Raw genomic sequence first — 23775 nt, forward strand, 5'->3', positions numbered from 1 at the left:
TGTCAGAACCAGTCGATCGACGATTCCAATGCCGATCTCGCCAAGGACCTGCGCCTGCTCGTGCGCGAGCGCATCACCGATGGCGACAGCGACGAAGAGGTGCTGAACTATATCGTCTCGCGTTATGGGGAATTCGTGCTGCTGAAGCCGCGCTTCAGCCTACGCACGCTGCTGCTCTGGGGCACACCCGTGCTGCTGATCCTCGCCGGCGGGGTTTCGCTCGTCGTCTTTGCCCGCAGAAGAGCCGGCAAGCCGACCGGCAGCAAGCTCACCGCCGAAGAACAGGCCAAGCTCGCCGAGTTGCTCGATCCGACACCGCGACTTTGATGGAGGTCAAGGTCGATCCGCCGGCGCCGTCTTACTCTCACCGCACCAGATGTTTCCGGAAAGGAAGGTGCGAGCATGCAGGCTAAGGACATTATGACGAGCAATGTGGTTTCGATCAGCCCTGAGGCGGGGGTTCGCCATGCCATCGCGGTGATGATGCAAAACAACATTAGCGGGCTGCCCGTGGTTGATGACGAAGGGCGGATCTGCGGGATCCTGACCGAGGGCGACCTGCTGCTGCGTCGCGAGATACGGCTTGCCCCGCGCGCGACGCGTAACGCGGAAGTCACCTCCGATGTCGATCTGGACCGCTACATCCGCGGCAATGGCTGGTCCGTCAGGGATATCATGTCACGCGACGTCATCGTCGCCAGACCGGACAGCGAGGTCTCCGACATCGCGGAAAGCCTTGAGGTCCATCGTATCAAGCGCATTCCGATCGTCGACGACGGACGGCTCGTCGGGATCGTCAGCCGGCGCGATATCCTCGCTCTAATAACCGATACCCCGACGTTCAGGTTGCCGCGCGAGGATGACGCGATCCTGCTCGCGGTTCAAACACGCCTCAAATACGATCTCGGGCTGACGCCGCAGCGGATCCGCGTTTCTGTTCGCAATGGGCAGGTCACGCTCGAAGGGAACGTGGAAACTGAGCTGCAGCGCCGTGCCGTGCTGGCGCTCGTCGAAAATCTCGGTTCCGGAGGTTGTCTTGATCGGTTGCAGCTTGTCGCGGATTCGGATCCGGAAAAGCGGTCGCAACCGGCTTGAGGTCAAGTCAAGCCAGCTGTAGATGCGGGCTACCGGTCAGCTGCCGGTAGCCAATGCCCTGTCGAGAGCGGGACCAAGGCCGGCCGACAGGGTCTTTTCGTCGAGAGGGCCGACCTGCTTGAATAGGATGCGGCCATTGCGGCCGATGACGAAGGTTTCCGGTACGCCGTAAACGCCCCAATCGATCGCCTCCCTGCCGGTGGGATCGACGCCGACGGCAGCATAGGGGTTTCCGTTGTCGCGCAAGAAGGCGAGAGCGTTGCTGCTGTCATCCTTGTAATTGATGCCTATCAGCTTGATGCGCGGGTCCTTCGACAGCCGCATGAGCGCGCTATGTTCCTGCAGGCAGGGAATGCACCAGGACGCGAACACGTTGACGATCGCGACCTGGCCGGAGAGCCCGCTATCCCGAAGTCCGGGAGACTGCAGACCGGCAAGCGGCGGCAGATCGATTGCCGGATGTGCCTGACCGATGAGTGCGGAGGGCAAGGCCGAGGGCGAATATCCTTCCGCTGCCTCCCGATAAAGCATGCGCCCGGCGGCTCCGGCGATTGCCACAAAGACGAGCAGCGGCACGGCGGCCTGAAGATGCCGGCGCACCTAGCGGACCTCGTGACGCGCGCGATGCCTGATCTTCGCCACCACCTCGACCTGCCGGCGATAGGTGCGGCCGCGAAACCAGGTTATCGCACTCATGGCGGTCATGACGGCGAATGCGACCGTATAGGCTGCCAGTACATAGTCCTGATGTGTCATCTCAATTCTCCCTTTGCATTGCGGCCCGTGCGGCCAAGCGATGATGCGACATGAGTCTCCGCCGCCAGATCTCGTTCCTGATCGAAGCCACGTGGAGGGTGAAGAAGAGTGCCGTGAAGGCCAGCCCCATGGTCAGGAGCGGGCGAAGGAATTCGACGTCCAGAGCGGGGCCATTCAGCCTGAGCACACTTGCCGGCTGATGCAGGGTGTTCCACCAGTCGACCGAGAACTTGATGATCGGAATGTTGACGAAGCCCACGACAATGAGAACCGCCGTGACACGGGCGGCGCGCGTCGGCTCGTCGATCGCGCGATTGATCGCCAATAGGCCGAGATACATCAGGAAAAGCACGAACATCGAGGTCAGGCGCGCGTCCCACACCCACCAGGTTCCCCACATCGGCTTGCCCCAGAACGCGCCTGTCACGAGCGACACGAAGGTAAAGGCAGCGCCGATCGGCGCAGCGGCAAGCGGGTGGCGCCATACAAGGGAGCCAATGGCGTTTGCGGTCATCACCGTATAACAGAGCATTGCCATCCATGCCGCCGGGACATGGACATACATGATCCTGACGGTCTCACCCTGCTGGTAGTCGCCATCGGAGATGAAACTCAGATAAAGTCCAATAGCGAAACAGAGGGCAGTGACGATCGAGAGTCCAGGCAGGACCCGATCGGCCAGTTCCAGGAATCTAGCGGGCTCCGCAAGCCTGGCGATGTCGTCTTTGACGCGTTCGACATAGGTCATGGCCCGCTCTAACGTCCAAAGCCGTCAGATTAATTGACCGGGATCAAACTGCGACCATTCATGCGGTCATGGGTCTCTCATTTCGCTTTCCTGCTATCACAGTCTGAGCCTCGGCCGCGGGTGCAGCAGGCTCATCGCGACATATTGTCGAGGCCTTCTGACGCGGCAACGCTTCGGCGGAACCGCCCGATAGTTGATCGCGGTCAAAGACGATCGCCGCGCAAATGCCAAAAAGGAAACATTCCAGTCCAGGAGACCCTCATCTTGATGATTGCCGCGCACGACCGATCCGCCACTCCTCCCGCCGACGTGATTGCAGGCTCCACACCGCAGCCGGGGAAAAAGAAGCCTGATGTCTCCGGCCTCGTCCGGTTGCTGCCCCTGCTACGGCCTCACCGGGGCTTGGTGCTGTTGGCCGTGATCTCGCTCGCGGCCGCGGCGCTGATCTCGCTTGCGCTGCCGATGGCGGTCCGCCGGATGATCGATCATGGTTTTGGACAGTCCGACGGTGGCTTCATCAATAGCTATTTCCTGATGCTTCTTGCGCTTGCGATCGCGCTCGCCATAGCAAGCGCCTGCCGCTATTATTTCGTCACGAGGCTGGGCGAGCGCATCGTCAGCGATCTGCGTGTGAAGACCTTCCGAAATGTGACGCGGCTTCCGGCGCGTTTTTTTGATGCCAACAGATCCGGCGACATCGCATCGCGACTGACCGCGGATGCCGCACAGATCAAGTCCGCATTGAACCTCGCCGCATCGGTGGCCCTGCGCAATTCGCTGCTGTGCTTGGGCGCGCTGCTGATGATGGTCGTCACCAGCCCTGGACTTTCCGCCATCACATTGGGTGCCATCCCGCTCGTCATCGCGCCGCTCGTCCTTTTCGGGCGCTCGGTCCGCAGAAAATCGCGGGCGGCTCAGGACGCTCTTGCGACCGCATCCGCTTTCGCCAGCGAAATGATCGCCGGAAGCCGGACGGTGCAGGCCTTCAACGGGGAGGCAGCGGCGAGCGACAGGTATGCACGTGACGTCGAGGCGTCCTATTGCAGCGCCGTCTTTGCCGCCCGCTCGCGTGCGCTCCTGACCGCCGTTGCTATTGCCCTGATTTTCGGAAGTGTCGTCGGGGTTCTCTGGATTGGCGCGCATAACCTGCTTTCCGGAACGCTGTCGGCGGGAAGCCTCAGCCAGTTCCTGCTCTACTCCGTCATTGCGGCTGGTTCACTGGGCTCGCTCTCGGAGGTCTGGGGCGAACTGGCGCAGGCAGCAGGCTCAGCCGAACGTCTTTTCGAATTGCTTGATGAAGATGCCGGCGAGAGCGAGCCAGCCTTGCGTTCTTCGCTCAGCCGACCCGCAAAAGGCTCGATCGAAATCCGGAACCTGCATTTCGCCTATCCGGGGGCTCCGGACAGGCAAGTTCTCACGGGCCTGTCGATGAGCGTCCAGCCCGGCGAGACTGTCGCGCTTGTGGGCGCTTCTGGTTCGGGCAAGAGCACGGTCTTTTCGCTCCTGCTCGGCTTCTACAAGGATTATTCCGGTGACATTTCGCTCGATGGCTGCGATGTGCGCACCACCGCTACTGCTGCAGTTCGAGGGGAAATTGCCATCGTGCCGCAGGACGTTACCATCTTCGCGGCGAGTATCGCAGAAAATATCAGTCTCGGACGACCAGATGCGTCGCAGGACGAGATCGCGGCGGCCGCGACCACAGCACGGGCGCACAGATTTATTTCCGAGCTGCCGGACGGCTATCGCACCGTGGTCGGCGAGCGCGGTCTCACCCTGTCGGGCGGCCAGCGGCAAAGACTTGCCATCGCCCGGGCTGTCCTCAAGAACGCGCCGATCCTTTTGCTGGATGAGGCCACGGCATCGCTCGACGCGGAAAACGAAATGCTCGTGCAGAGGGGGCTCGACGAGTTGATGTCCAATCGCACGACGATCGTGATTGCGCATCGGTTGGCCACGGTGCTCAAGGCGGATCGAATTCTGGTGATGGACGGCGGCCGGGTGATCGAGGAGGGGACACACGCCGCGCTGATCCGCAAGGGCGGAGCATATTCCAAGCTTGCCGAACTGCAGTTCGACCTCTCGGAAGCAGCGACGTTCAAGCATGACGCGGCGTGAGCGTTGTTCCAGTCGATCGCCCAGGAGCGTTATCTACTCGCTGTCCCCAGAGACGGCCGGCTTTCCTTGAAGACCGAGATCGATATCGAAGATCTGCGAGCTGAGAAGATCAGCATCGCGTCAGATCTGCCGGCCGATTTCTCCTAAGCGAGATCCAGAAGAGTTCTGCCGAGTAAGGCGAGGGGCAGCGCTTCGACATCGTTTTTGAGCGGGAAAGCGTCCAGTCCCGGATAGACGACGATAAGCCGCGCTGGATCTAGATCCTCGCATGCCAGATAGAAACCTTTCTCGAGTTTCGGTGTGAGGCTGCGGTTGATTTCGATAGCCCTGGGACGAGCTCCGGGAAGCGTGAGGAGAAGGTCGATCTCAGCACCTGCCGCCGTCCGATAAAAATTGCTCTGAGTACCTGTAGGTGCCGCGGCAATCAAATTCTCGATCACAAATCCTTCCCAGCTTGCGCCGGCCACCGGATGCCCAAGCAGGTCCTCTTGGGTGCTCAGTCCCAGGAGCGCATGGGTGATACCGCTGTCACGAACATAGATCCGTAGTGACTTGACCACACGTTTGCCGATGTTCGCATGCCAAGGCTCAAGACGCCGCACGAGCAACAGATCGACTAGGAGATCAAGATAGGAGGCGACGGTCTTGCCGTCGACGCCGAGCGCCCGTGCGAATTCGGCTGCATTCAATAGCCCGATTGACGATGGGAAAGCATCGTCCAAAAACGCCGTAGCGTCTCGGCGGGAATACGGCGGCGCCAGCGTCGTCTTGCCGACCTGGCGCTGGCCAAGCAGCGCAACGGCGGTGTTGGTATCGATCAGTTCGTTTAGTTCAGCTGTTATTCGGCGCTCAATTATCCTTGCATTTATGGAGAATTGCTCCGCAATTGCGAGGATAACTCCGCGATTTTTCTTCGAAGACCGATGAAAACGGCTTATGATGGTTCAATCGTAGCCACGCGTCGTCGCGTTCCGCGCCGATCTCGCAAGCAACGGTGGAGCGGTCGACCACGTCCCGAAGCCGCCTTCGAGACCGAGCTTGTCCGGTTGGTGGTTGCTACACCCAGTTCTCAGTTCTAACGCCGGGTATGCGAATGAACTCGCGCATGTTGTTGGTGACGACGATCAGCCCTTCGGCACGGGCATGACCAGCAATTTGCATGTCATGGGGGCCACAAGGAGTGCCAGCGCGCTCCAGTTCTGCCCGGACCTGTCCATAGTGCGAGGCCGCCTTTTCTCCGAACGGGAGAACTTCCAAGCGCGCGGTGAAATGTTCAATGGCTGTCAAATTCTCAATGCGACGAGCGGATTTCTCTGCGCCGTAGTACAGTTCTGCGAGCGTGATTGAGGATATGCAAAGCTGCTCGGCGAGCAGGTTGAATTTCTCCCGAAGTTCCAGTGGGTAATGCTTCATTACATGGATGCAGATATTGGTGTCGAGCATGTAGGTGAGCATCAGAACGGCTCGCGCTCTTCGGTCTTTGGCTGCTCGCGCTCGTTCATGAAATCTTCGCTCACATGCGGCCCGGTCAGGAATAGATCGTCCCAACGCTTGCCTTGGGGCACGATTACGCGGCTGCGACCGATTTTGATAATATCGACCTGATGCACATCTTCTGGAAAGGCAACAGCCTTCGGAAGCCTGACGGCTTGGCTGCGATTGCTGGTAAAAACTGTAGATCTCGTCATGTCGGTCTCCTGTATATCCGATTGGGATATACGTAATGCTCAAGTCTCACAATGGCAAGCCGATGCCGAGTTCAGAAGCCGCACCGAGGTTATTGGCTGTTCGACCGTGAGCCAGGTTGACAGAATCGCGCTTCTCGATGAGAACATAAAGCGAACGAATGGGAAGGTGAGCATTCATGATACGTTTCGCGCCGAAGATGCAGCAGGACGCTGCCTCAGTGATCAAAAAGTCGAGCGCCAACATGCGACCCGGCATCGGGCTATCGGACACTTCAATCGCTGCCGCCGAGAATGAAACCGGCAAGATGGAAGGGCAGGCTGCCACGGTGATATCGGGATCTGTCGGGCCTGCCCCTAAACTCCTGGAGTTGTCAGGGGAGCCACCTTCGAAAGGCAGAAAAACAGGTTCCAGGAAGCGCAAGGAGGTTACGCGCCCGGAGCAACTCGAAGTCGGCAACCACGGCCACGAAAGTGTTGGCGATTTGCTGCTCGACCTTTGACATAGGCTTCGAGTACCGGTGCCAAAACTTTCTTGCGCATATGATTCTCTTTGGATTTTAAGGGGTCATGTCGCTTCCGCCGGATGACCTGCGATCAGTTCCATCTTGCAAAGCTCATCAATAGTCTGGCGCCGACGGATGAGCCGGGAGTTTACCCCGTCCATGAGATATTCGGCAGCGTGAAGCCGGCTATTGTAGTTCGACGACATGGACGCGCCATAGGCACCTGCTCCATGAAAAACGAGCAGGTCGCCGACCTCGGCAGGAGGGAGCGCCCGCGTCTCGACCACGCCATCGGCCCCTTGTGTGAATACGTCTCCCGATTCGCAGAGCGGGCCAGCGACGACAGTAGGGCGCAGCTCAGATGGGCTGAGGCTTCGCCCGTCGTGCGGCAGCACCGAGATCTCGTGGTAGCTGCCATAGAGGGCGGGTCGCATCAAATCATTGAAACCTGCGTCAACGAGGGTGAAGTGATTTCGGCCAACCTGCTTGGTGGCGCGAACCTCGGCCAGCAGCAAACCGGCTTCAGCCACGAGGAAGCGCCCCGGCTCGATCTCCAGGCGCACGGCATGGCCGAACCTGCTTTCCGCCTGCCTGCGCACGCTGTCCCACAAGCTGAAATAATGTTCGGTATCGATCGCCCTGTCCCCGTCGCGATAGGGAACGGACAGGCCGCCACCGGCAGAGATCGCCTCGACGTCGTGATCCAGATCGCTCAGCAGGTCGGTCATCGCGTGACAGACCCGCTCGAGATGGCCGTAATCGACACCGGAGCCGATATGGAGATGAAGCCCGACGAGATGCAGGCGATAGCGGCGAACCAATTCGACAGCATGGTTAAGCTCCGCATGCCAGATGCCATGCTTGCTGTTTTCGCCACCCGTATTTGTCTTGTTGCTGTGGCCGTGGCCAAAACCCGGATTGACACGAAGCCAGACGCGGTGGCCGGGCGACAGCTCCCCGAGCTGGTGCAGCATGTCGATGGAACCGATATTCACCTCCACCTTATCTTTCACCACGCGGCGCAACGTCGGGCGGTCGAAAATATCGGCGGTGTAGACGATGCCCGCGGCACCTGAGACGGTCGGACTGGCGCAAAAACCGGCCCGCTGTGCGCGATCGATTTCGCCGAGGGACACAGAATCCACAAGCACACCCGCCTCGCGCATGAGCGAGAGAATATGGATGTTGGAGCACGCCTTTTGCGCATAGCGGATCACATCGAATGCCTGAAGCTGTCTTATCCGATCGCGGATCGTCGGAGCGTCGTAGACCCATAAAGGCGTCCCATATTCATGAGCGAGAGCAGTGAGGTCTTTGGCAGAGATGATGGGCATGGTGTTGGTTGTCCATATGGCCGCCCTTCGAACCGAAGGATCGTTTCAAGTTGGGCATGCGGTTTTCACATACGGGTTGACCACGAAATCAGGCATATGGAAAATATCAATTTTTCCAAACTGTATTCAATTCTGATATGAGGCAGGCATGGCCATTACCCTTCGGCATATCGAGGTCTTCAGGGCTGTGATGACGACAGCCAGCGTCACGGATGCGGCCGCAATGCTGAGTACCTCCCAGCCGACGATCAGTCGGGAGCTGGCGCGGTTCGAGCATCTCATCCAGATGAAGCTTTTTGAGCGTGTGCGCGGCCGGCTCCGCCCGACCGCACATGCTCTGCAATTGTTCGAGGAGGTGCAGCGCGCTTATTTCGGACTGGACAGGATCATCAGCGCGGCGACGTCGCTGCGCCAGTTCGAACAGGGGCAGCTCTCCATCGTATGCCTGCCGGTTTTTTCTCAATCGCTCCTGCCGCAGACCTGCCGATGTTTCGTCGAGCGATTCCCGAACGTGGGCATCAGTATCGTTCCGCAGGAGTCGCCTCTGTTGGAGGAATGGCTGTCGGCGCAACGCTATGACTTCGGACTGACGGAGGTCGACCATGCCCCCCAAGGCACGGAGGTAACCCCACTCATGCTACTTGACGAGATCTGCGTGCTGCCGGACGGTCATCCGCTTCTTGAAAAGGCCATTCTCTCACCAGGCGATTTCGAAGGGCAATCCTTTGTCAGTCTGTCGGCGACGGATAGCTATCGGCAGCAGATCGATCAGATTTTTCGAAACGCCGGCATCATGCGGCATATGGTCATTGAGACCCATAGCGCAGCATCCGTCTGCTCCATGGTACGGGAGGGAATTGGCCTGGCCATCGTCAATCCCTTGACGGCCCTGGATTATGCCGGCCACGGCGTACATCTTCGCCAGTTGTCGCTCTCGATCCCGTTTTCCGTCAACATCGTGCGGCCGATCCATCGGCCGCCGTCGCAACTGGTCGATGTTTTCGGGGCCGAATTGGCCCGGCAAGCGGGGCTGATCGAAGCCCGGCTTACCGCCCTCATTGATCCCCAATGACGTCGTGGAGGCAGACGAGGTCGGGCGGGTCACCGATGCCCCGTCACGCGTAACTAGTTCAGCACCGGTTCGCCAGCGGTGATGCGCTGCTCACCTTCGTCAAACAGGTGAACGGCATCATGAAGCGGAGCGATCCGCAGCACATCTCCAGGGGCTGCTCTGATCCGCTCCCGGAAGACGCAGCTGATCGTTTGCGTGCCGAGGCGCGCAATCACCAATGTCTCGGATCCTGTCGGCTCGACGACGGCTGTTGTCACCTCGATGCCGTTGGGGTCGAGCGTGATGTGCTCGGGGCGAATGCCGTAGGTGACGGCGTCGGAAGGGTGCCGCTCGCTCGGCAGGATAAGCCCGTCTGCCGTCCGAAAACCTTCATTCGTCATGTTCCCCTTGATGAAGTTCATGGCGGGAGAGCCGATGAAGCCGGCGACGAAGAGGTTGTTCGGGCGGTCGTAAAGTTCGAGCGGCGAGCCCGACTGTTCGATCACGCCGTCCTTCATCACGACGATCTTGTCCGCCATCGTCATCGCCTCGATCTGATCGTGCGTGACATAGATCGTCGTGGTCTTCAGCCGCTGATGCAGTTCCTTGATTTCGGATCGCATCTGGACGCGCAGCTTGGCGTCGAGGTTCGACAGGGGTTCGTCGAAGAGGAAGACGGCAGGATCCCGAACGATGGCGCGACCCATCGCAACACGCTGCCGCTGGCCGCCTGACAGTTGCTTCGGATAGCGTTCGAGAAGCGCCTCCAGGCCGAGGATCTTGGCGGCATTGCCGACACGTTGATCGATTTCCGTCTTCGGCATGCGCTTCAGCCGCAACGAGAAGCCCATATTCTTGGCGACCGTCATATGCGGATAAAGGGCGTAGTTCTGGAACACCATGGCGATGTCGCGATCCTTTGGCGCCAGCTCGTTGACGATATGCTTGCCGATCTGGATCTCGCCCGAGCTGATGCCTTCCAGGCCGGCGATCATTCTGAGAAGGGTGGATTTGCCGCAGCCCGAGGGACCGACGAGGACCACGAACTCGCCGTCGCGGATATCGACCGATACGCCCTTGATGGCTTTGAACGCGCCATAGTCCTTGCGTGCATTGTTCACTCTAACATGAGCCATTTTCGTCCTCCCCGGGTCGCGCTCAAAGCGTGTTCAAGACGTTTCTGAGGTAAGCGAGGCCAAGGCGTTCGCCCTCCTTTCTGGCCTCGAGATCCTTGTCCGGCCATCCGTAGGCGGCGTCCTCGTGCTCGATCGAAAGTGTGCCGTCAAAGCCGTTGGTCCGCGCCTGGCGCAGGAAACGCTGCCAGTCGAGAAGGCCCTGGCCCGGCAGTTTATACTGCCACCAGCCCTTGCCGTGATAGCCGACTGCCTGCTGCGCGGCCGCATCGATTGCCGTATCCTTGGCATGGAGAATGGCAATGCGATCCTTGACCGCGTACATCGCGGCATAGGGGTCTACGCCGATGCGGATGAGGTGCGACGGGTCGAATTCAAGACCGAAGCGCCGGTCGGGAATCCGCTTGAAGAGTTCCTGCCAGCCCCTCGGCGTGGTTCCGATGAAGTTGTCCTGAGGCCCCGGCCAGTTTTCGATCGCGAAGACGAGGCCGCTTGACGTCGTCCTGCTGATCAGCCGGTTGGCGAATTCGGCAAAATCATCGTAATTGGCTTCGTCGTCGGCACTATCATCGCGTCCGGGAAAGATCACGAAGATCGGCACGCCCGCTTCGCCGATCGCCTCGGCAAGTTCTTCCGTGCGGGTGCGAAGCTCGCCGCGCTTGCCGCTATTGGCATCAAGCTGATTGCCGAAGCAGGTGATCGAGGAAACGAAGAGGTTATGGTCGCGAGCAAGTGCCACAGCAGCGCGCACCCTGTCCGGCGTCTTGATATGGCCGCCGACATCGATTTCGATCGCATCGAAACCGGCAGAGACAGCGAAATCCACCACCTCCTCAAGCGGCCGGTCGTTGAATGTCGACGTATAAAAACCAATCCTCATCAATATCCTCCCAGCGGCCCTGCCGGCTGTTTTAAATGTTCAAGCGATCCATGAATTTGAGCGGCGAGCGGGTGCGTTGCACGGCGTCGGCGGATGCCAGCATCAGGGCGGCCGCCATCGGCATCGCCGCAGCACCGAGTGCTGAAGCGTCCTCGCCGATCGAAGCACGATGCAGCGAAGGCAAAGTGTTGTCTCCGGCCGTCAGATGTTCGTGAACGTAGCGCAGCAACTCGTCGATCATACGGATCGGCAGTCGGCCGCCAATGATGATGGCGTCGGGATCGACGATCATGCCGATATGTTTGACCGCAACGGCAAGGTGAGCGCTCATTTCCTTCAGCCACTTCGACACAAGGGCTTTGCCGCGGGGGTCGAGCGTCAGGAGGTCCTGCGGCACGCTCGCATGGATGCCGTGCTCTGCAAGGAACTTGTAGAGGAAAAATATCGTCACCATTTCACCGAGAAGATCGACCTTGGGGGCGGTCTTGTCCCGGTTGTCGGCGATCGGCAGCCAACCGATTTCGCCGCTGAGAGCCATGGCGCCGCGATGTCCGTTGCCGTCGAGCACCAGGCCGCCGCCCAGACAGGCATTGATGGCGATATAAAAGAAGCTGCGGCTTTCCGCGCCGAGGCCATAGTCAAGCTCGGCAAGCGCTGCGGCATTGGTCTCATTTTCGATGAAGACCGGATGCTGCGTCAGGTTTTCGAGCGCAGCGCGCACGTCGAATTCCGTCCATTCGGAATAGTCGTCAGGCATGCCGAGGAAAGGAATCTCGCCAAGCCAATCCGGCATCGCAAGCCCGATGCCGGCCAGATGCGCGTCGTCGATCAGCCGGCTTCGCTGAAAATGCGATATGGCATCGGCCGTCAGCTGCATGAATTCGGCCGGACGCACGTAGCGTTTTTCGTGGTGCACGCGGGCGCGCACGTTGCCGACGGCATCGACGGCGACGATCGTCAGATGATCGCGATCGATATTGATGCCGATCGCGAAAAACGCGTCGGGATTGATCTCGAGCTCGATTGCCGGCTGCCCCCTCAGCCCGTGCCGCCGGCGAGCCTCGATGATCAGGCCCTCGTCGAGCAGGCGATCGACGATCCGGGCGATCGCCGGCTTGGTGAAGCCGGTCTGTCGGGCAATTTCGGCACGCGAAATCGGCGCCTGCCGATGGACACAACGCAGCACGACGGCTCTGTTATGCTCGCCCGCATCCTCGACATTGGCCCCCGTCAGGTCGGGGGACAGTCTGGCGCCGGTCATCTGGTTCATGGGTTGGAATCCTCTATCAGCTACGGATACGCAACCTGGCTCTATCCCTTCACAGCGCCACTTGTCATGGCACCGAGGATCAGCCGCTGGAGCGACAGGAAAGCCACGATCGCCGGTACGACGGAGATCAGGCAGGCGGCCGCAAGCAGCTGGATGGACGAGTCGGTCTGCATGCCGCGAAAGTTAAAGATTCCGACGCCGATCGGCATCAGGTCATTTTTGGTGAGCAGCAGGAAAGGCACCAGGAATTGCGACCAGCCGGCAATGACCGTGATGATGAAGACGGAGGCGATGCCCGGCGCCGACAGGGGCAGGATGATGCGCCAAAAGACCGAGAAGCGGTTGCAGCCGTCGATCATGGCGGCTTCGTCGAGGCTGCGCGGAATGCCGTCGACCGTGCTCTTCAACAGCCAGGTCGCCAGGGGGACGCCGAGCGCGACATAGACCATGACGACGGCGAAATGCGTGTCGAGCAGGCCGAGACGGTTCATGTAGCGATAGAGCGGCACCATGATGACGAGCGGCGAGATCATCTGGAAGAGCAGCAGCCCCATCATCGAGAGGCCCTTGCCGCGGAACTGGAAGCGGGAGAAAGCGTAAGCGGCGGGCAAGGCGACGATCAGCACGCCGAGCCCGCTGAGTGCTGCGAGCTTCAGGCCGTTCCAGAGATAGATCGGGAAATAGCTGTTGTTGAGAACGGTGATGAAGTTCTGGATGGTGGGATTGTCGGGAATGTAACGTGCCGCGCCGCGATAGACCTCGCGCTTGTCACGCAGGGCCATCGACAGGAGATAGGTGAGGGGACCGGCGAAGAAGACGAACATCACCAGCATGAAGAGATAGCTCATGGCATCGCCGAGCCGTGTTCCGGTGCGTCCGCTCATTGCTCTTCCTCCTTCGGCAGGAACGATGCGTAGACGAAGGCGAGCCCGAGGCTAATGATCAGCATCAGCACGGAGAGCACGCTGCCGCCGGAGAGATCGTAGTTTCGGAACACGATATTGAAGACGTAGAGCGAGATCACCTCGGTCGCGCGCCCCGGTCCGCCGCCGGTCAGTGTGATGATCGCATCGAAGGTGTTCACCGTCTGGATGGTGATCAGGATCATGTTGACGAGGATGGCGGCGCGCAGCTGCGGCAGCGTGACGAAGAAGAACTGCTGCGAGGCGCTGGCGCCGTCGACCTCGGCGGCTTCGTAGAGCGAGGGATCGATCGATTTCAGCGCCGCATACATGACGACCATCGAAAAGGCGGTGCCGCGCCAGATGTTCGAGATCAGCGTCGACCACGGCGCCATCGCCGGATCCGAAAGCCAGGCAACTGTCGGCATGTGCATCAGCCTCAAAATGCTGTTCAGCGCCCCATAAGGCGCTTCGGAAAACAGCATCTGCCAGATGATGCCGCCGGCAATGCCTGGCACGACCCAGGCGACCAGCGCCGTCGTCCTCAGGATCGTGGTGCCGAACAGGCCGCGCTTTTCGCCGCGGATGACAGTGACAGCGACCGCAAGACCGAGAATTTGCTGGCCGATGACGCTGCCGCCGACGAAGATCAGCGTCGCCCAGAGAATGTCGGGCAGTTGCGGCGAGCTAAGCGCATTGGCGATCGAACCCAGCGTATAATCCTGGGTGTCGCCGATCAGTGTTGCATTGGTGAAGGAAAGCCGGAAAACGTCGATGACGGGATACAGGTAGAATATGCCGATGACGACGATCACGGGCATGATCCAGGGCAGGGGCGCACCGGCGAACCGACGCATGAACGTTCTGCTTTGAGGCGGGCTGTCAGCCTCGATGGCAATAGGGCTCATTGGCTTCTCTGTCCGGGTTTGGCACTGTCGACGGCGCCCGGGACCAGGCGCCGCCGCGGTCGGAAGCGTTGGAAACGCCCGGGATCAGAGACGCTTGTAAGCCTCCATCGCCGCGCTGAATGCGGCATCCAGGGCTTCTTCCGGTTTCTTCGTTCCCGAGAGCACGTCGCCCATCATGATCTGGATCTGGTTCGAGATCTCCGGATAGATCGGCACGCCGGGACGCGCCTGGCCGTCGACGAGCGCATTGGCGAAGGTCTTGTTGGCTTCCGTCGAGAAGACCTCATACTTGTCGAAGAGCGACTTGCGGGTCGGCAACTGCTGCTGCAGCGCGTTTGCCGGACCCATATAGACGTCGCGGGCAAGATTGGCGCACATTTCCACCTTGTCCTTGTCCTTGCTGAAGGACGCGATCGTCCATCCGCCGGTGCCTGTGGAACGCTGATCGGGGGTCGGGCCGGGGATCGGCGAAAAGGTCCAGTTCGTGAATTCCTCCTCGTCGAGGGTCGCCTTCAGCTGCGCATATTGCCAGTTGCCGCCGATGAAGAGCGCCGTCGTCGCCGCTGCTGCCGCCGCGTTCATGTCGTCGTAGTTGGCGATGGTGGTGACGCGCTTCGGCGCCGCGCCGGAATCGACGAGATCCTTGAAGTAGTTCAGCGCCTTCAGGAATTTCTCCTTGTTCTCGCCTTCGCCGAAGACCGGCTTGCCCGAGTCGTCGACGAGCTTGCCGCCGAGCGCCCAATAGTTCGCCAGCCAGTCGAAGGTGGTGCCTTCCCAGCGCCCGCCGTTGAAGAGGACGCCTTCCATGCCTTCCTGGGTGGAGGCTAGTGCGGCCTTCTTCAGATCGTCCCAGGTCTGCGGCGCATCGGCTACAACGGACTTGTTGCGGTAGAGGACGCGAAGGTCCGTATCCCACCACCAGGCGCGGATCGTCTGGTCCTTGTCGGTGATGCCGCTGCGGATGAAGGGGAAGAGATCGTCGACTTCTTCCTTGGAGAAATAGGGCGTGAAATCCGCCAGCACATTATTGACCATGAACTGCGAGAGCACGAAGGAGTCGACGGCGGCGCAATCCGGCGCATTGCCGGCCTTGGCCTGCTCCAACATCTTGGCCTGTTCCGTGCCGATGTCGGAGGACATGAACTGCATCTGCAATTTCCAGTCCGGGTGCTTCTTGATGAAGTCGACGAAGAGCTTCTGGTAACCCTCTGCGATGTTGGGGTCGGAATTGTTCGGACTGTCGTTCGTGAGCCGGACCACAAGGGTCTTTGGCGCATCTGCCGCGCCGATCCTGTCCTTTGTCGCCAGCTCCTGGGCAAATGCGGCAGGCACTGAAAATAACATTGTGCTCAGCGCTAATGCGCTGACGAACGCTCTCTTCATGATGGGTCTCCTCCCCATTTTAAACGGATACAGCCTGGTGGTCGGTTGACCTCTCCTCATTTCCATGCTGCATTAATTAGATTAAGTTACTTTGATTTGATGTCAAGCCGCAGCATTGGGAGGATTGAGATGCCGGCGACATTCAACACAAGTTAGCGGAGCGCCGCCGCACGTCCAGATCACAAAAAATCCAACCACTCCGGGCATCCGCGATGGCGCGGAGAGGTTTTGCCCCGGCTGCGTGGGGTGGCCGAACCTGACATCTATGGAGGATCCGATGCGCTTACTCATTCTCGGCACTGGCGGTATGGCCAACCAGCATGCTGCAAATTTCAAGGCGATCGACGGCGTCAGCGTGGTGGGCGGGGTCGATGTCGTTCCCGAACGGCTGGCGGCCTTTTGCTCGGAGCACGGCATTCCCAACCATTTCGGCACGCTGGAGGAGGCGCTGACCTGGGGCGAATTCGATGCCGTTGCCAATGTCACTCCCGACCGCATTCACCACCCGACGACGCTTCAGGCGATTGCGGCGGGCAAGCATGTCTTCTGCGAGAAGCCGCTGGCGACCGATGCCGTCAAGGCAATGGAAATGACCGATGCCATCGAAAAAGCGGGCAAGGTCGGCATGGTCAACTTCACCTATCGCAATTCGCCCGCGCTGCAGAAGGGCCGGCAGATGGTCCTTGCCGGCGAGATCGGCGAGGTGAGGCACGTCGAGGCATCGCATCTGCAGAGCTGGCTCGTCGGCCGCCATTGGGGCGATTGGAAGAGCGAGAGCAAATGGCTGTGGCGCCTCAGCAAGAAGCATGGGTCTAACGGTGCGCTCGGCGATATCGGCATCCATATCGTCGATTTTGCGTCCTACGGTTCGGGACTGGATGTCGCCCACGTTTTCGCGCGGCTGAAAACCTTCAACAAGGCGCCGGGTCACAAGATCGGCGAATATGATCTCGATGCGAATGACAGCTTTACCATGAACGTCGATTTCACCACCGGGGCGATCGGCACCATCCAGGCGACTCGAACCGCTGCCGGCCAGATGGATCAGCTGCGTCTCAGGGTCTATGGCGAGACCGGTTCGATCGAGATGATCTACGATACCGGAAAGTCGACGCTTCGCGCCTGCCTCGGCGAAGATGTTCACACCGCAACATGGCGCGACATCCCCTTCAATCCGGTCGAAACGAACTATCAGCGCTTCGTGCAGGCCGTCAGGGCAGGCAGAACGCAGGAACCTTCGTTCCGCAGGGCGGCGAATATCCAGAAAGTGCTCGACAAGGCGCTTGCCTCGGATGTCAGCCACACAGACGAGGCGCTTGCCTGATCCGATAATCCGGCGTCAGGCGGAAACCGGCGGCAGCAGGGTGTTGAGGAAGGGCAGCAATGCCGCCCCCAGCGCCACGCCGCCGCCGCTGAAGCTTGCCGGTTTCATCGGCGAAATCCACGGCGTCAGGAATGGTCGTTTGGATGTGTCGCGCCGTTCGACGGAAAGCTGGTGGATCAGCGCTTCGATGACGCTTCGCGGCAGGTCGCCGCCGATCATGACGACTCCAGGCGCGATGAAGCCGGCCATGGCGATGATCGGGTCGAGCAAGTGGCTTGCGGCATCGCGGATCCACTGCGTCAACTGTGGGGAAGACGGCTCTTCGCCTGCGATGAGGCACTTGAACTCGTCATCGCTGACCAGCGCACGCAGAGCGGCGAAGCCAACCACGGTGTTCAGCCGGACATTGTCGGGGCCGGTCAGCATCTCGCCGATGCTGCCCGCACGGCCGTGGACGCCCGAATAGGGAATGCCGCGAACGAGGAAACCGGCCTGCACATCTTCATCGATAATGATCATCGCCAATCCGCCTTCAGGGGCAGGAGCGCCGATGGTGCGCTCGGCTAGCAGGCTTGCGATGCATTCGTTCTCCACCTGGCTGGTGGGAAGCGTCGACGCTGCGTCGAGTTCAGCGCTTTCCTGCGCGGTCCAGTCGTTTGACCCGATCCCCAGACCAATGATCGGCAGACCGGCGTGTCGACCAGCCATATTGCGGGTGACCGAGAGGATCGACGATACGCGTGTTGCCGCGTCGAGGGAGAAGTATTCGCGATCATGGACCTGACCGCTGAGGTCGATCAGGACGGCTTCGCCTCGGTTTTGACGGACCCTGACGCCGATCGAGAACGCGCCATCGGGCCGCAAGGCGAATTCGGTAGCGATTGCGCTGTTGCCTGCGCCATTGCGGCGGTGCGACGTCACCAACCCTCCGTCGCTGAGACGGCGCAGAATATTTGTGATTCCAGGCCCGGTAAGACCGGAATGCTGGCCGAGTTCCATGCGGGTCAACGGACCGTGACGGCGGATCGCCTCCAGGATGACGCGGATATTTCTGTCGGCGATTTCCCCCGACCGCAGACCGATTGTTTTTCCCCGCGAAACGGCCGTTTCCTCTGCCTGACGTCGCCGCGGCCCGGATCGAAGATACCGCATGACCGTTTTCCCTAAGCACCTGAATGCTTGTGTATCACAGGCAAAACTCTAGCAACCTATTTCTTGTGCGCTTGACGTGAAAACAAAGTTACTTAATCTAAGAGCGGCAACGTGTTTTGGTTGGAGGAGACGGGACGCGGCGCCAGCGGCTCATTTGCGCGACCTGATTTTCTCCCCGCCCGTCAGTCGCTTATTTTTCAATAGGACCCGCCATGTCTCTCACTATCGCCCAACGTCTCGATCGTTTGAAGGTTCGTACAGCCGAGCTTGCTCACTGGCGCGACAGGCAAAGCGTTGTGATCGACGGCTGGACCTTCGACGGCGAGCCGATCGCTCATCATCAGGACTGGCCATATCGCAAGGGGACGGTTCATTTCGCGGCATCGGCCGCAGTGCCGCGCGACTGGTCGATCGAGGAGGTTCGCCTGCAGCTCGATCTCGGCGGCGAAAGCTTGATTACATTGCATTATCCGGGCGGTGAGGCCGAGACATTCGGGCTCGACCCATACCATCAGGAATTCCCGATCAAGGGCAGCGAGTTCTCTATTACGACCGACAGCGTTCCGCGTTTTCCCTTTGGTGAGCCGAATAGGGCACCGCGGCTCAACAAGGCGCGGCTGATCTGGCTGGATGAACCGGTCCACAAACTGCACCTCCTGTTGCGGCAGATCGGTGAGGCTGCGGGCGTACTCGAAAGCCATGAGGTCGTGCCGCACCTGATCGAGGCGGCCGAACAGGCGCTGCGCAGCCTCGACTGGCCCTCGGACACACCAGCCTATATTTCGCGTACATCCGGTGCGGTCATGCAGCAAAAGATCTGGGAACTGCCGGAACTGCAGGCAAATCCCGCCGGCCTGACTGAAGCGCAGAGCGCTTCGGCAGGTGCGGCCTATGATGCGCTGATCGCACGACTGAAAGAGCTTCAGAAGCGCTTTCCGCCGAACGGCGAACTGCTGCTGACCGGCCACGCTCATATCGACCTCGCCTGGCTCTGGCCCTATGGCGAGACGCGCCGGAAGATGCGGCGGACCTTCAATACTGCGCTGTCGCTGATGGAGCGATCGGACGACTTCCGCTTCAATCAGTCGACCGCCCATTATTATGCGCAGATGGAAGAGGATGATCCCGAGCTTCTCGAACGGATCAAGAAGAAGGTCGCCGAGGGCAAGTGGGAAACTGTCGGCGGCATGTGGGTCGAGCCCGACACCAACATGCCGACGGGTGAAAGTCTTGCGCGACAGGTGCTTTACGGGCAGCGCTATTTCGAGAAGCATTTCGGCTTGCGTCATACGGTCTGCTGGCTGCCGGATTGCTTCGGCTTTTCGGGGGCCTTGCCGCAGATCCTGCAACTCGGCGGGATCGACAGCTTCTTCACGATCAAGGTGAACTGGAGCGAGACCAATCACATTCCATCCGACCTTTTCTGGTGGAAGGGGTTGGATGGAAGCAAGGTGCTGACCCATACTTTCGACAATCCCATGCAGGGCTATAATGGTTTCGTGCGACCGGATTGCTTCGTGCCGACCTGGAAGAATTTCCGCGGCAAGACGCAGCACGACACGTCGCTGCTGGCCGTCGGCTATGGTGATGGCGGCGGCGGCGTGACACCGGAGATGGTCGAACGCGAAGTGCAGCTGCGCGACTTCCCAGCGATCCCCAAGGCGCGCTGGGGCACGGTGAAGGGCTTTTACGAAAAGGCTCACCGGACAGCGGCGGAAAAGGAGCTTCCCGTCTGGGATGGGGAAATCTATCTCGAACTGCACCGCGCGACGCTGACGTCGCAAAGCGGCGTCAAGCGCAAGCACCGGCAGGCCGAACGGGCTTTGATCACGGCCGAGACGATCGCTTCACTCGCTCATCTGCTGGGTGCTGCCAAACCGGAAAGCCTGGAAGCGGACTGGCGCGTCGTCCTGAAGAACGAGTTTCACGACATCCTGCCAGGCTCGAGCATCCGCGAAGTTTATATCGACGCCGAACGGGAGCTCGATGGCGCCATCGGCAATGCCAAGGCGCAACAGGCCAAAGCTATGAAGGCGCTATCGGCACAGCTTCCGGCAGGCGGAGTGGCGGATGCGCTGATTGCCGTTAATCCGTCGCTCGCGCCGCGGCCACTCACTGCGAGACTTTCCGACGGAACGGTCCTGGCATCTGCCGACCCCGTTGCACCGCTTTCCATCGCGGTCTTTGATCGCAAGGCACTAAAGCCTGCCGGCATGCTCAAAGCTGAAGCGCACAGCCTCGAAAACGAACATCTGTCCGTTGTCATCGGCAAGGACGGTGCCGTTTCGAGCCTTGTTCACAAGGCGACGGGCAGGGAGGCGATCGAGGGTGCCGCAAATCAGCTCTGGGTCTACCCGGCCGACAAACCGCGCAATTGGGATGCCTGGGACGTCGATGCCGATTATGCCGAAAAGGCTGTCCGCCTTGACAAGCCTGAGAGCATCACTCTTGTCGAACAGGGGCCACATCGTGCTGCGATCCGTGTCGTTTACCGATACCGGAACTCGACGGTCACGCAGCTTTATGTGCTGACCGCCAACGCTCGCAGGCTCGATATCGAAACGACGATCGACTGGCATGACCGGCGTACTTTGCTCAGGACGCTGAACCCGGTCGCCGTGCGCTCACGCACCGCCACTTTCGAATGCGCCTTCGGTATCGTCGAGCGCCAGACGCACACGAATACCTCCTGGGAACAGGCGATGTTCGAAGCTGCTGCGCACCGTTTCGTCGATCTCAGCGAGCCGGGCTTCGGTGTCGCGCTGCTCAACAACGCCAAATACGGGCATAGCGCACGCGGCAATGTCATAGGCGTGAGCCTCGTGCGCTCGCCAATCTATCCCGATCCGCTCGCCGATGAGGGCGAGCAGAGCTTTACCTATGCGCTGATGCCGCATGAAGGCGCCTGGCATGAAGGCGACGTTCTGCAGGAAGCGATCGATCTCAATCAGCCGCTCGTCACCATGGAGGCAAGCGGGCTTTCGGCAGGCACGCTGTCGCCGCTCGGCGTAAAGGGTATACCGGTTGCTTTTTCGGGGCTGAAGCCGGCAGAGGAGGGAGACGGCCTTATCCTGCGGCTTTACGAGCCGGCGGGTCGGCGCGGCAGGCTTTCGCTCGCCTTGCCCTCGGGCTGGCAGGCTTCGGGACCTCTGAACATCCTTGAAGAGCCGATCGAACGTACAGGGCCTGCCGACATCATGCCGTTTGAAATCCGGACCTGGCGGCTGCAGCAAAGCTGATCGCGAGCGCAGCGTCTGTCTCGAGAGGATGTGGAAAAGAGGCCGCGGCGGCTACATGACGACCGGATGATGATGTTCTTGGTCGGATTTCAACATGTCGCAGTAGCCCAGTTCGCATCGGGCTCTATCTTCGGGTCTGTCCTTTCACCAGACCCGAGGAAACGATCATGACGGAATCCGTGAAGTCCGTACCGGCGCCCCGCGATCAACATCTGCGCGACATGGCCAATTGCATTCGGTTCCTCTCGATGGACGCCGTCGAGAAGGCCAAGAGCGGGCACCCCGGCATGCCGATGGGCATGGCCGACATTGCTGTCGTGCTCTTTTCCGACTTCCTCAAATTCGACGCCGAAGACCCCCACTGGTTCGATCGTGACCGTTTCCTCATCTCCAACGGACACGGTTCGATGCTGCTCTATAGCCTGCTCTATCTGACGGGCTACCAGGATATGACGATCGACCAGATCGAAAACTTTCGTCAAGTCGACAGCAGGACGGCAGGTCATCCCGAATATCGTCATGCCACGGGTATTGAGACGACCACCGGTCCGCTCGGCCAGGGCCTTGCCAATTCGGTCGGTTTTGCGCTCGCCGAGCGCATCATGAACGCCAAGTTCGGCGATAGTCTTTCGAACCATTATACTTACGTCTTCCTCGGCGATGGATGCCTGATGGAGGGCATCAGCCAGGAGGCCATATCGCTCGCGGGACACTTGAAGCTCGGTAAGCTGATCGCGTTCTGGGACAACAATTCGATATCGATCGACGGGGCGACAAGTCTGGCGGAATCCGACGATCAGCCGGCGCGGTTCCGTGCGTCGAACTGGCATGTGCAGGAGATCGACGGACATGATACCGACGCGATACGCAATGCAATCGTCGAAGCGCAACAGGTCACCGATCGCCCCTCATTGATTGCCTGCAAGACCATTATCGGTTTCGGCTTTCCGACGCGCGCCGGAACGCAGAAGGCTCACAGTGACGCGCCCGGCGAAGAGGAGATTGCCGGCGCCCGCAAGATTTTGGGCTGGACCGCGCCTCCCTTCGAGATCCCGTCCGACCTGTTGGAAGACTGGAGGAAGATCGGCGCCAAGGGACGCAACGCCCGGATGGCCTGGGCGGTCCGGGTCCAGACGGCGAAGGCGGATATCCGCCAGGATTTCGAACGCCGAATGAAGGGCGAACTGCCTTTAGACTGGACCGCAGCGATAGAGGCAGCAAAACAGGAGCTTCTGTCTGCCGACAAGGACCTCGCCACCAGGCAGGCGAGCGGGGTTGTTCTCAACCACCTTGCCGAAGCCTTGCCCGAGCTTATCGGCGGATCAGCGGACCTGACACCGTCGAACAATACGAAAGCCAAATCCATGATCGAGATTGCGCCGGGCCAGTATAATGGATCCTATGTCCATTACGGCGTGCGCGAACATGGGATGGCGGCTGCCATCAACGGCATTGCCCTTCATGGAGGGCTGATCCCTTATGGCGGCACCTTCCTGACCTTTTCCGATTACGCTCGTCCGTCTATTCGGCTGGCGGCGATGATGGCGGTGCGTTCGATCTTCGTGATGACGCATGATTCCATCGGTCTCGGCGAGGACGGCCCAACGCATCAGCCTGTCGAACATCTGACGGCGCTGCGCGCCATTCCGGGCCTTGCCGTGTTCCGTCCGGGCGACCCGATCGAGACGGCGGAATGCTGGCAGGCCATTCTCGATGCCCCGAGGCAGGCAGCCCTGATTGCTCTATCCCGCCAGCCCATGCCGTTGCTGAGAAAGCAGCCGGGCTCTCTCAACCTGTCGGCAAAGGGCGGATATGTTCTGCTTGAGGCTGAGGGCGGCGCGCGCGAGTTGACAATCATGTCGACGGGATCGGAATTGCACCTTGCCGTCGAAGCAAGGGCGAGGCTTCAGGCGGAAGGCGTTCCGACCGCTGTTGTTTCCATGCCGTGCCGGCTGCTGTTTGAGGCGCAGGCACCGGACTATAAGCGTGAGGTTCTCGGAGACGGAACTGCGCGCGTCGCGGTGGAGGCCGCTGTCCAGGATAGCTGGGATCGATATCTCGGGCTCGACGGTCGGTTCGTCGGCATGCACAGCTTCGGGGCATCAGGCAAGATCGACGACGTCTACAGGAAATTCGACATCACCACCGACGCAGTTGTGAAAGCCGCGCAAGGAGCGCTGGAGCGGCGCGGCGCCGGTACACGCTGATACATTTCAGCCGATTTTCGAAATATGCAGGACACATGGATCCTTGAAACCGCTCTTCGTTAACAGGTGCTGCGAACGCGGCAG

General features: G+C 60.2%; 22 protein-coding genes and 1 pseudogene. 9 read left to right on the forward strand and 14 right to left on the reverse strand.

Annotated elements, in window-relative coordinates:
- On the forward strand, positions 1-327 hold a 327-nt coding region (locus FHT82_RS29965), incomplete at its 5' end, for a cytochrome c-type biogenesis protein (RefSeq protein ID WP_183736353.1).
- Positions 328-402: 75 nt separating this feature from the next.
- Entirely contained in the window at positions 403-1095 is a 693-nt protein-coding gene (locus FHT82_RS29970; protein WP_183736354.1) for a CBS domain-containing protein, read from the forward strand.
- Between the two features lie 36 nt (positions 1096-1131).
- On the opposite strand, the gene FHT82_RS29975 is transcribed toward FHT82_RS29970, so the two are convergent.
- Genes FHT82_RS29975 through FHT82_RS29985 form a run of 3 tightly spaced genes read right to left on the reverse strand, consistent with a single transcriptional unit; the run spans position 1132 to position 2599 of the window.
- Positions 1132-1695 carry a DsbE family thiol:disulfide interchange protein gene (locus FHT82_RS29975; RefSeq protein ID WP_183736355.1) on the reverse strand — a complete coding sequence of 188 codons (564 nt, stop codon included), beginning with the start codon at positions 1693-1695 and terminating at the stop codon, positions 1132-1134.
- Positions 1696-1851, reverse strand: a complete 156-nt coding sequence (locus tag FHT82_RS29980; protein ID WP_183736356.1) for a heme exporter protein CcmD — start codon at positions 1849-1851, stop codon at positions 1696-1698.
- A gap of 1 nt (position 1852) precedes the next feature.
- Positions 1853-2599: a heme ABC transporter permease gene (locus FHT82_RS29985; protein ID WP_183736357.1), complete on the reverse strand. Its 747-nt coding sequence runs from the start codon at positions 2597-2599 to the stop codon at positions 1853-1855.
- A gap of 267 nt (positions 2600-2866) precedes the next feature.
- Here FHT82_RS29985 and FHT82_RS29990 point away from each other — a divergent pair, with 267 nt between their 5' ends.
- Together FHT82_RS29990 and FHT82_RS30490 are read left to right on the forward strand one after the other, a co-directional pair.
- On the forward strand, positions 2867-4717 hold the full coding sequence (locus tag FHT82_RS29990) for an ABC transporter transmembrane domain-containing protein (RefSeq protein WP_183736381.1): 1851 nt from the start codon (positions 2867-2869) through the stop codon (positions 4715-4717).
- Positions 4718-4723: 6 nt separating this feature from the next.
- Positions 4724-4828, forward strand: a pseudogene (locus FHT82_RS30490) (LysR family transcriptional regulator); the annotation flags it as partial.
- Between the two features lie 32 nt (positions 4829-4860).
- Here FHT82_RS30490 and FHT82_RS29995 read toward each other — a convergent pair.
- The 3 genes from FHT82_RS29995 to vapB form a co-directional block, all read right to left on the reverse strand.
- Complete coding sequence (locus tag FHT82_RS29995; protein WP_246698273.1) at positions 4861-5439, reverse strand: DUF4143 domain-containing protein; 579 nt, start codon at positions 5437-5439, stop codon at positions 4861-4863.
- A 334-nt stretch (positions 5440-5773) separates the two neighbouring features.
- The gene (vapC, locus tag FHT82_RS30000) at positions 5774-6172 is read right to left on the reverse strand and encodes a tRNA(fMet)-specific endonuclease VapC (RefSeq protein WP_183736358.1); all 399 of its coding nucleotides are present in this window, start codon (positions 6170-6172) and stop codon (positions 5774-5776) included.
- Entirely contained in the window at positions 6172-6405 is a 234-nt protein-coding gene (vapB, locus tag FHT82_RS30005; RefSeq protein WP_183736359.1) for a type II toxin-antitoxin system VapB family antitoxin, read from the reverse strand. The genes vapC and vapB overlap by 1 nt, the downstream gene beginning before the upstream one ends.
- Positions 6406-6581: 176 nt before the next feature.
- Between vapB and FHT82_RS30010 the strand changes: the two genes are divergently transcribed.
- Positions 6582-6905, forward strand: coding sequence for a hypothetical protein (locus tag FHT82_RS30010; RefSeq protein ID WP_183736360.1), 324 nt, complete (start codon positions 6582-6584; stop codon positions 6903-6905).
- 65 nt (positions 6906-6970) lie between these two features.
- Here the strand turns inward: FHT82_RS30010 and lysA are convergent, their stop codons facing one another.
- Complete coding sequence (gene lysA, locus FHT82_RS30015; RefSeq protein WP_183736361.1) at positions 6971-8242, reverse strand: diaminopimelate decarboxylase; 1272 nt, start codon at positions 8240-8242, stop codon at positions 6971-6973.
- Positions 8243-8390: 148 nt separating this feature from the next.
- Here lysA and FHT82_RS30020 point away from each other — a divergent pair, with 148 nt between their 5' ends.
- Positions 8391-9314, forward strand: a complete 924-nt coding sequence (locus tag FHT82_RS30020; RefSeq protein WP_183736362.1) for a LysR family transcriptional regulator — start codon at positions 8391-8393, stop codon at positions 9312-9314.
- A gap of 53 nt (positions 9315-9367) precedes the next feature.
- Here FHT82_RS30020 and ugpC read toward each other — a convergent pair whose 3' ends face one another.
- From ugpC to FHT82_RS30050, 6 genes are all read right to left on the reverse strand, one after another.
- The gene (ugpC, locus tag FHT82_RS30025) at positions 9368-10429 is read right to left on the reverse strand and encodes a sn-glycerol-3-phosphate ABC transporter ATP-binding protein UgpC (protein WP_183736363.1); all 1062 of its coding nucleotides are present in this window, start codon (positions 10427-10429) and stop codon (positions 9368-9370) included.
- A 22-nt stretch (positions 10430-10451) separates the two neighbouring features.
- On the reverse strand, positions 10452-11306 hold the full coding sequence (locus FHT82_RS30030; protein WP_183736364.1) for a sugar phosphate isomerase/epimerase: 855 nt from the start codon (positions 11304-11306) through the stop codon (positions 10452-10454).
- Between the two features lie 31 nt (positions 11307-11337).
- Complete coding sequence (locus tag FHT82_RS30035; RefSeq protein ID WP_183736365.1) at positions 11338-12576, reverse strand: ROK family transcriptional regulator; 1239 nt, start codon at positions 12574-12576, stop codon at positions 11338-11340.
- A 41-nt stretch (positions 12577-12617) separates the two neighbouring features.
- Positions 12618-13460 (reverse strand): carbohydrate ABC transporter permease, encoded by an 843-nt coding sequence (locus tag FHT82_RS30040; protein WP_183736366.1) that lies wholly within the window; start codon positions 13458-13460, stop codon positions 12618-12620.
- Positions 13457-14386: a sugar ABC transporter permease gene (locus FHT82_RS30045; protein WP_183736367.1), complete on the reverse strand. Its 930-nt coding sequence runs from the start codon at positions 14384-14386 to the stop codon at positions 13457-13459. Before FHT82_RS30045 ends, FHT82_RS30040 begins: the two co-directional genes overlap by 4 nt.
- A gap of 84 nt (positions 14387-14470) precedes the next feature.
- Positions 14471-15769 (reverse strand): ABC transporter substrate-binding protein, encoded by a 1299-nt coding sequence (locus FHT82_RS30050; RefSeq protein WP_183736368.1) that lies wholly within the window; start codon positions 15767-15769, stop codon positions 14471-14473.
- A 277-nt stretch (positions 15770-16046) separates the two neighbouring features.
- Here FHT82_RS30050 and FHT82_RS30055 point away from each other — a divergent pair, with 277 nt between their 5' ends.
- Positions 16047-17093, forward strand: a complete 1047-nt coding sequence (locus FHT82_RS30055; protein WP_183736369.1) for a Gfo/Idh/MocA family oxidoreductase — start codon at positions 16047-16049, stop codon at positions 17091-17093.
- Between the two features lie 15 nt (positions 17094-17108).
- Here the strand turns inward: FHT82_RS30055 and FHT82_RS30060 are convergent, their stop codons facing one another.
- On the reverse strand, positions 17109-18245 hold the full coding sequence (locus FHT82_RS30060; protein ID WP_183736370.1) for an ROK family transcriptional regulator: 1137 nt from the start codon (positions 18243-18245) through the stop codon (positions 17109-17111).
- A 212-nt stretch (positions 18246-18457) separates the two neighbouring features.
- Between FHT82_RS30060 and FHT82_RS30065 the strand changes: the two genes are divergently transcribed.
- Together FHT82_RS30065 and tkt are read left to right on the forward strand one after the other, a co-directional pair.
- Complete coding sequence (locus FHT82_RS30065; protein WP_183736371.1) at positions 18458-21484, forward strand: glycoside hydrolase family 38 C-terminal domain-containing protein; 3027 nt, start codon at positions 18458-18460, stop codon at positions 21482-21484.
- A gap of 167 nt (positions 21485-21651) precedes the next feature.
- On the forward strand, positions 21652-23691 hold the full coding sequence (gene tkt / locus FHT82_RS30070; protein WP_183736372.1) for a transketolase: 2040 nt from the start codon (positions 21652-21654) through the stop codon (positions 23689-23691).
- Positions 23692-23775: the final 84 nt, after the last annotated feature.

Source organism: Rhizobium sp. BK275, from assembly GCF_014193555.1.
GTDB lineage: Bacteria > Pseudomonadota > Alphaproteobacteria > Rhizobiales > Rhizobiaceae > Rhizobium.

Coding starts and splice junctions, on each gene's coding strand:
- FHT82_RS30065 (WP_183736371.1), top strand. CDS start 18,458: ATGTCTCTCACTATCGCCCAACGTCTCGATCGTTTGAAGGTTCGTACA.
- tkt (WP_183736372.1), top strand. CDS start 21,652: ATGACGGAATCCGTGAAGTCCGTACCGGCGCCCCGCGATCAACATCTG.
- FHT82_RS30060 (WP_183736370.1), bottom strand. CDS start 18,245: ATGCGGTATCTTCGATCCGGGCCGCGGCGACGTCAGGCAGAGGAAACG.
- FHT82_RS29970 (WP_183736354.1), top strand. CDS start 403: ATGCAGGCTAAGGACATTATGACGAGCAATGTGGTTTCGATCAGCCCT.
- FHT82_RS30045 (WP_183736367.1), bottom strand. CDS start 14,386: ATGAGCCCTATTGCCATCGAGGCTGACAGCCCGCCTCAAAGCAGAACG.
- vapB (WP_183736359.1), bottom strand. CDS start 6,405: ATGACGAGATCTACAGTTTTTACCAGCAATCGCAGCCAAGCCGTCAGG.
- FHT82_RS29990 (WP_183736381.1), top strand. CDS start 2,867: ATGATTGCCGCGCACGACCGATCCGCCACTCCTCCCGCCGACGTGATT.
- FHT82_RS30010 (WP_183736360.1), top strand. CDS start 6,582: ATGATACGTTTCGCGCCGAAGATGCAGCAGGACGCTGCCTCAGTGATC.
- FHT82_RS29985 (WP_183736357.1), bottom strand. CDS start 2,599: ATGACCTATGTCGAACGCGTCAAAGACGACATCGCCAGGCTTGCGGAG.
- FHT82_RS30035 (WP_183736365.1), bottom strand. CDS start 12,576: ATGAACCAGATGACCGGCGCCAGACTGTCCCCCGACCTGACGGGGGCC.
- FHT82_RS30030 (WP_183736364.1), bottom strand. CDS start 11,306: ATGAGGATTGGTTTTTATACGTCGACATTCAACGACCGGCCGCTTGAG.
- FHT82_RS30050 (WP_183736368.1), bottom strand. CDS start 15,769: ATGAAGAGAGCGTTCGTCAGCGCATTAGCGCTGAGCACAATGTTATTT.
- FHT82_RS30020 (WP_183736362.1), top strand. CDS start 8,391: ATGGCCATTACCCTTCGGCATATCGAGGTCTTCAGGGCTGTGATGACG.
- vapC (WP_183736358.1), bottom strand. CDS start 6,172: ATGCTCACCTACATGCTCGACACCAATATCTGCATCCATGTAATGAAG.
- lysA (WP_183736361.1), bottom strand. CDS start 8,242: ATGCCCATCATCTCTGCCAAAGACCTCACTGCTCTCGCTCATGAATAT.
- FHT82_RS29980 (WP_183736356.1), bottom strand. CDS start 1,851: ATGACACATCAGGACTATGTACTGGCAGCCTATACGGTCGCATTCGCC.
- FHT82_RS30040 (WP_183736366.1), bottom strand. CDS start 13,460: ATGAGCGGACGCACCGGAACACGGCTCGGCGATGCCATGAGCTATCTC.
- ugpC (WP_183736363.1), bottom strand. CDS start 10,429: ATGGCTCATGTTAGAGTGAACAATGCACGCAAGGACTATGGCGCGTTC.
- FHT82_RS30055 (WP_183736369.1), top strand. CDS start 16,047: ATGCGCTTACTCATTCTCGGCACTGGCGGTATGGCCAACCAGCATGCT.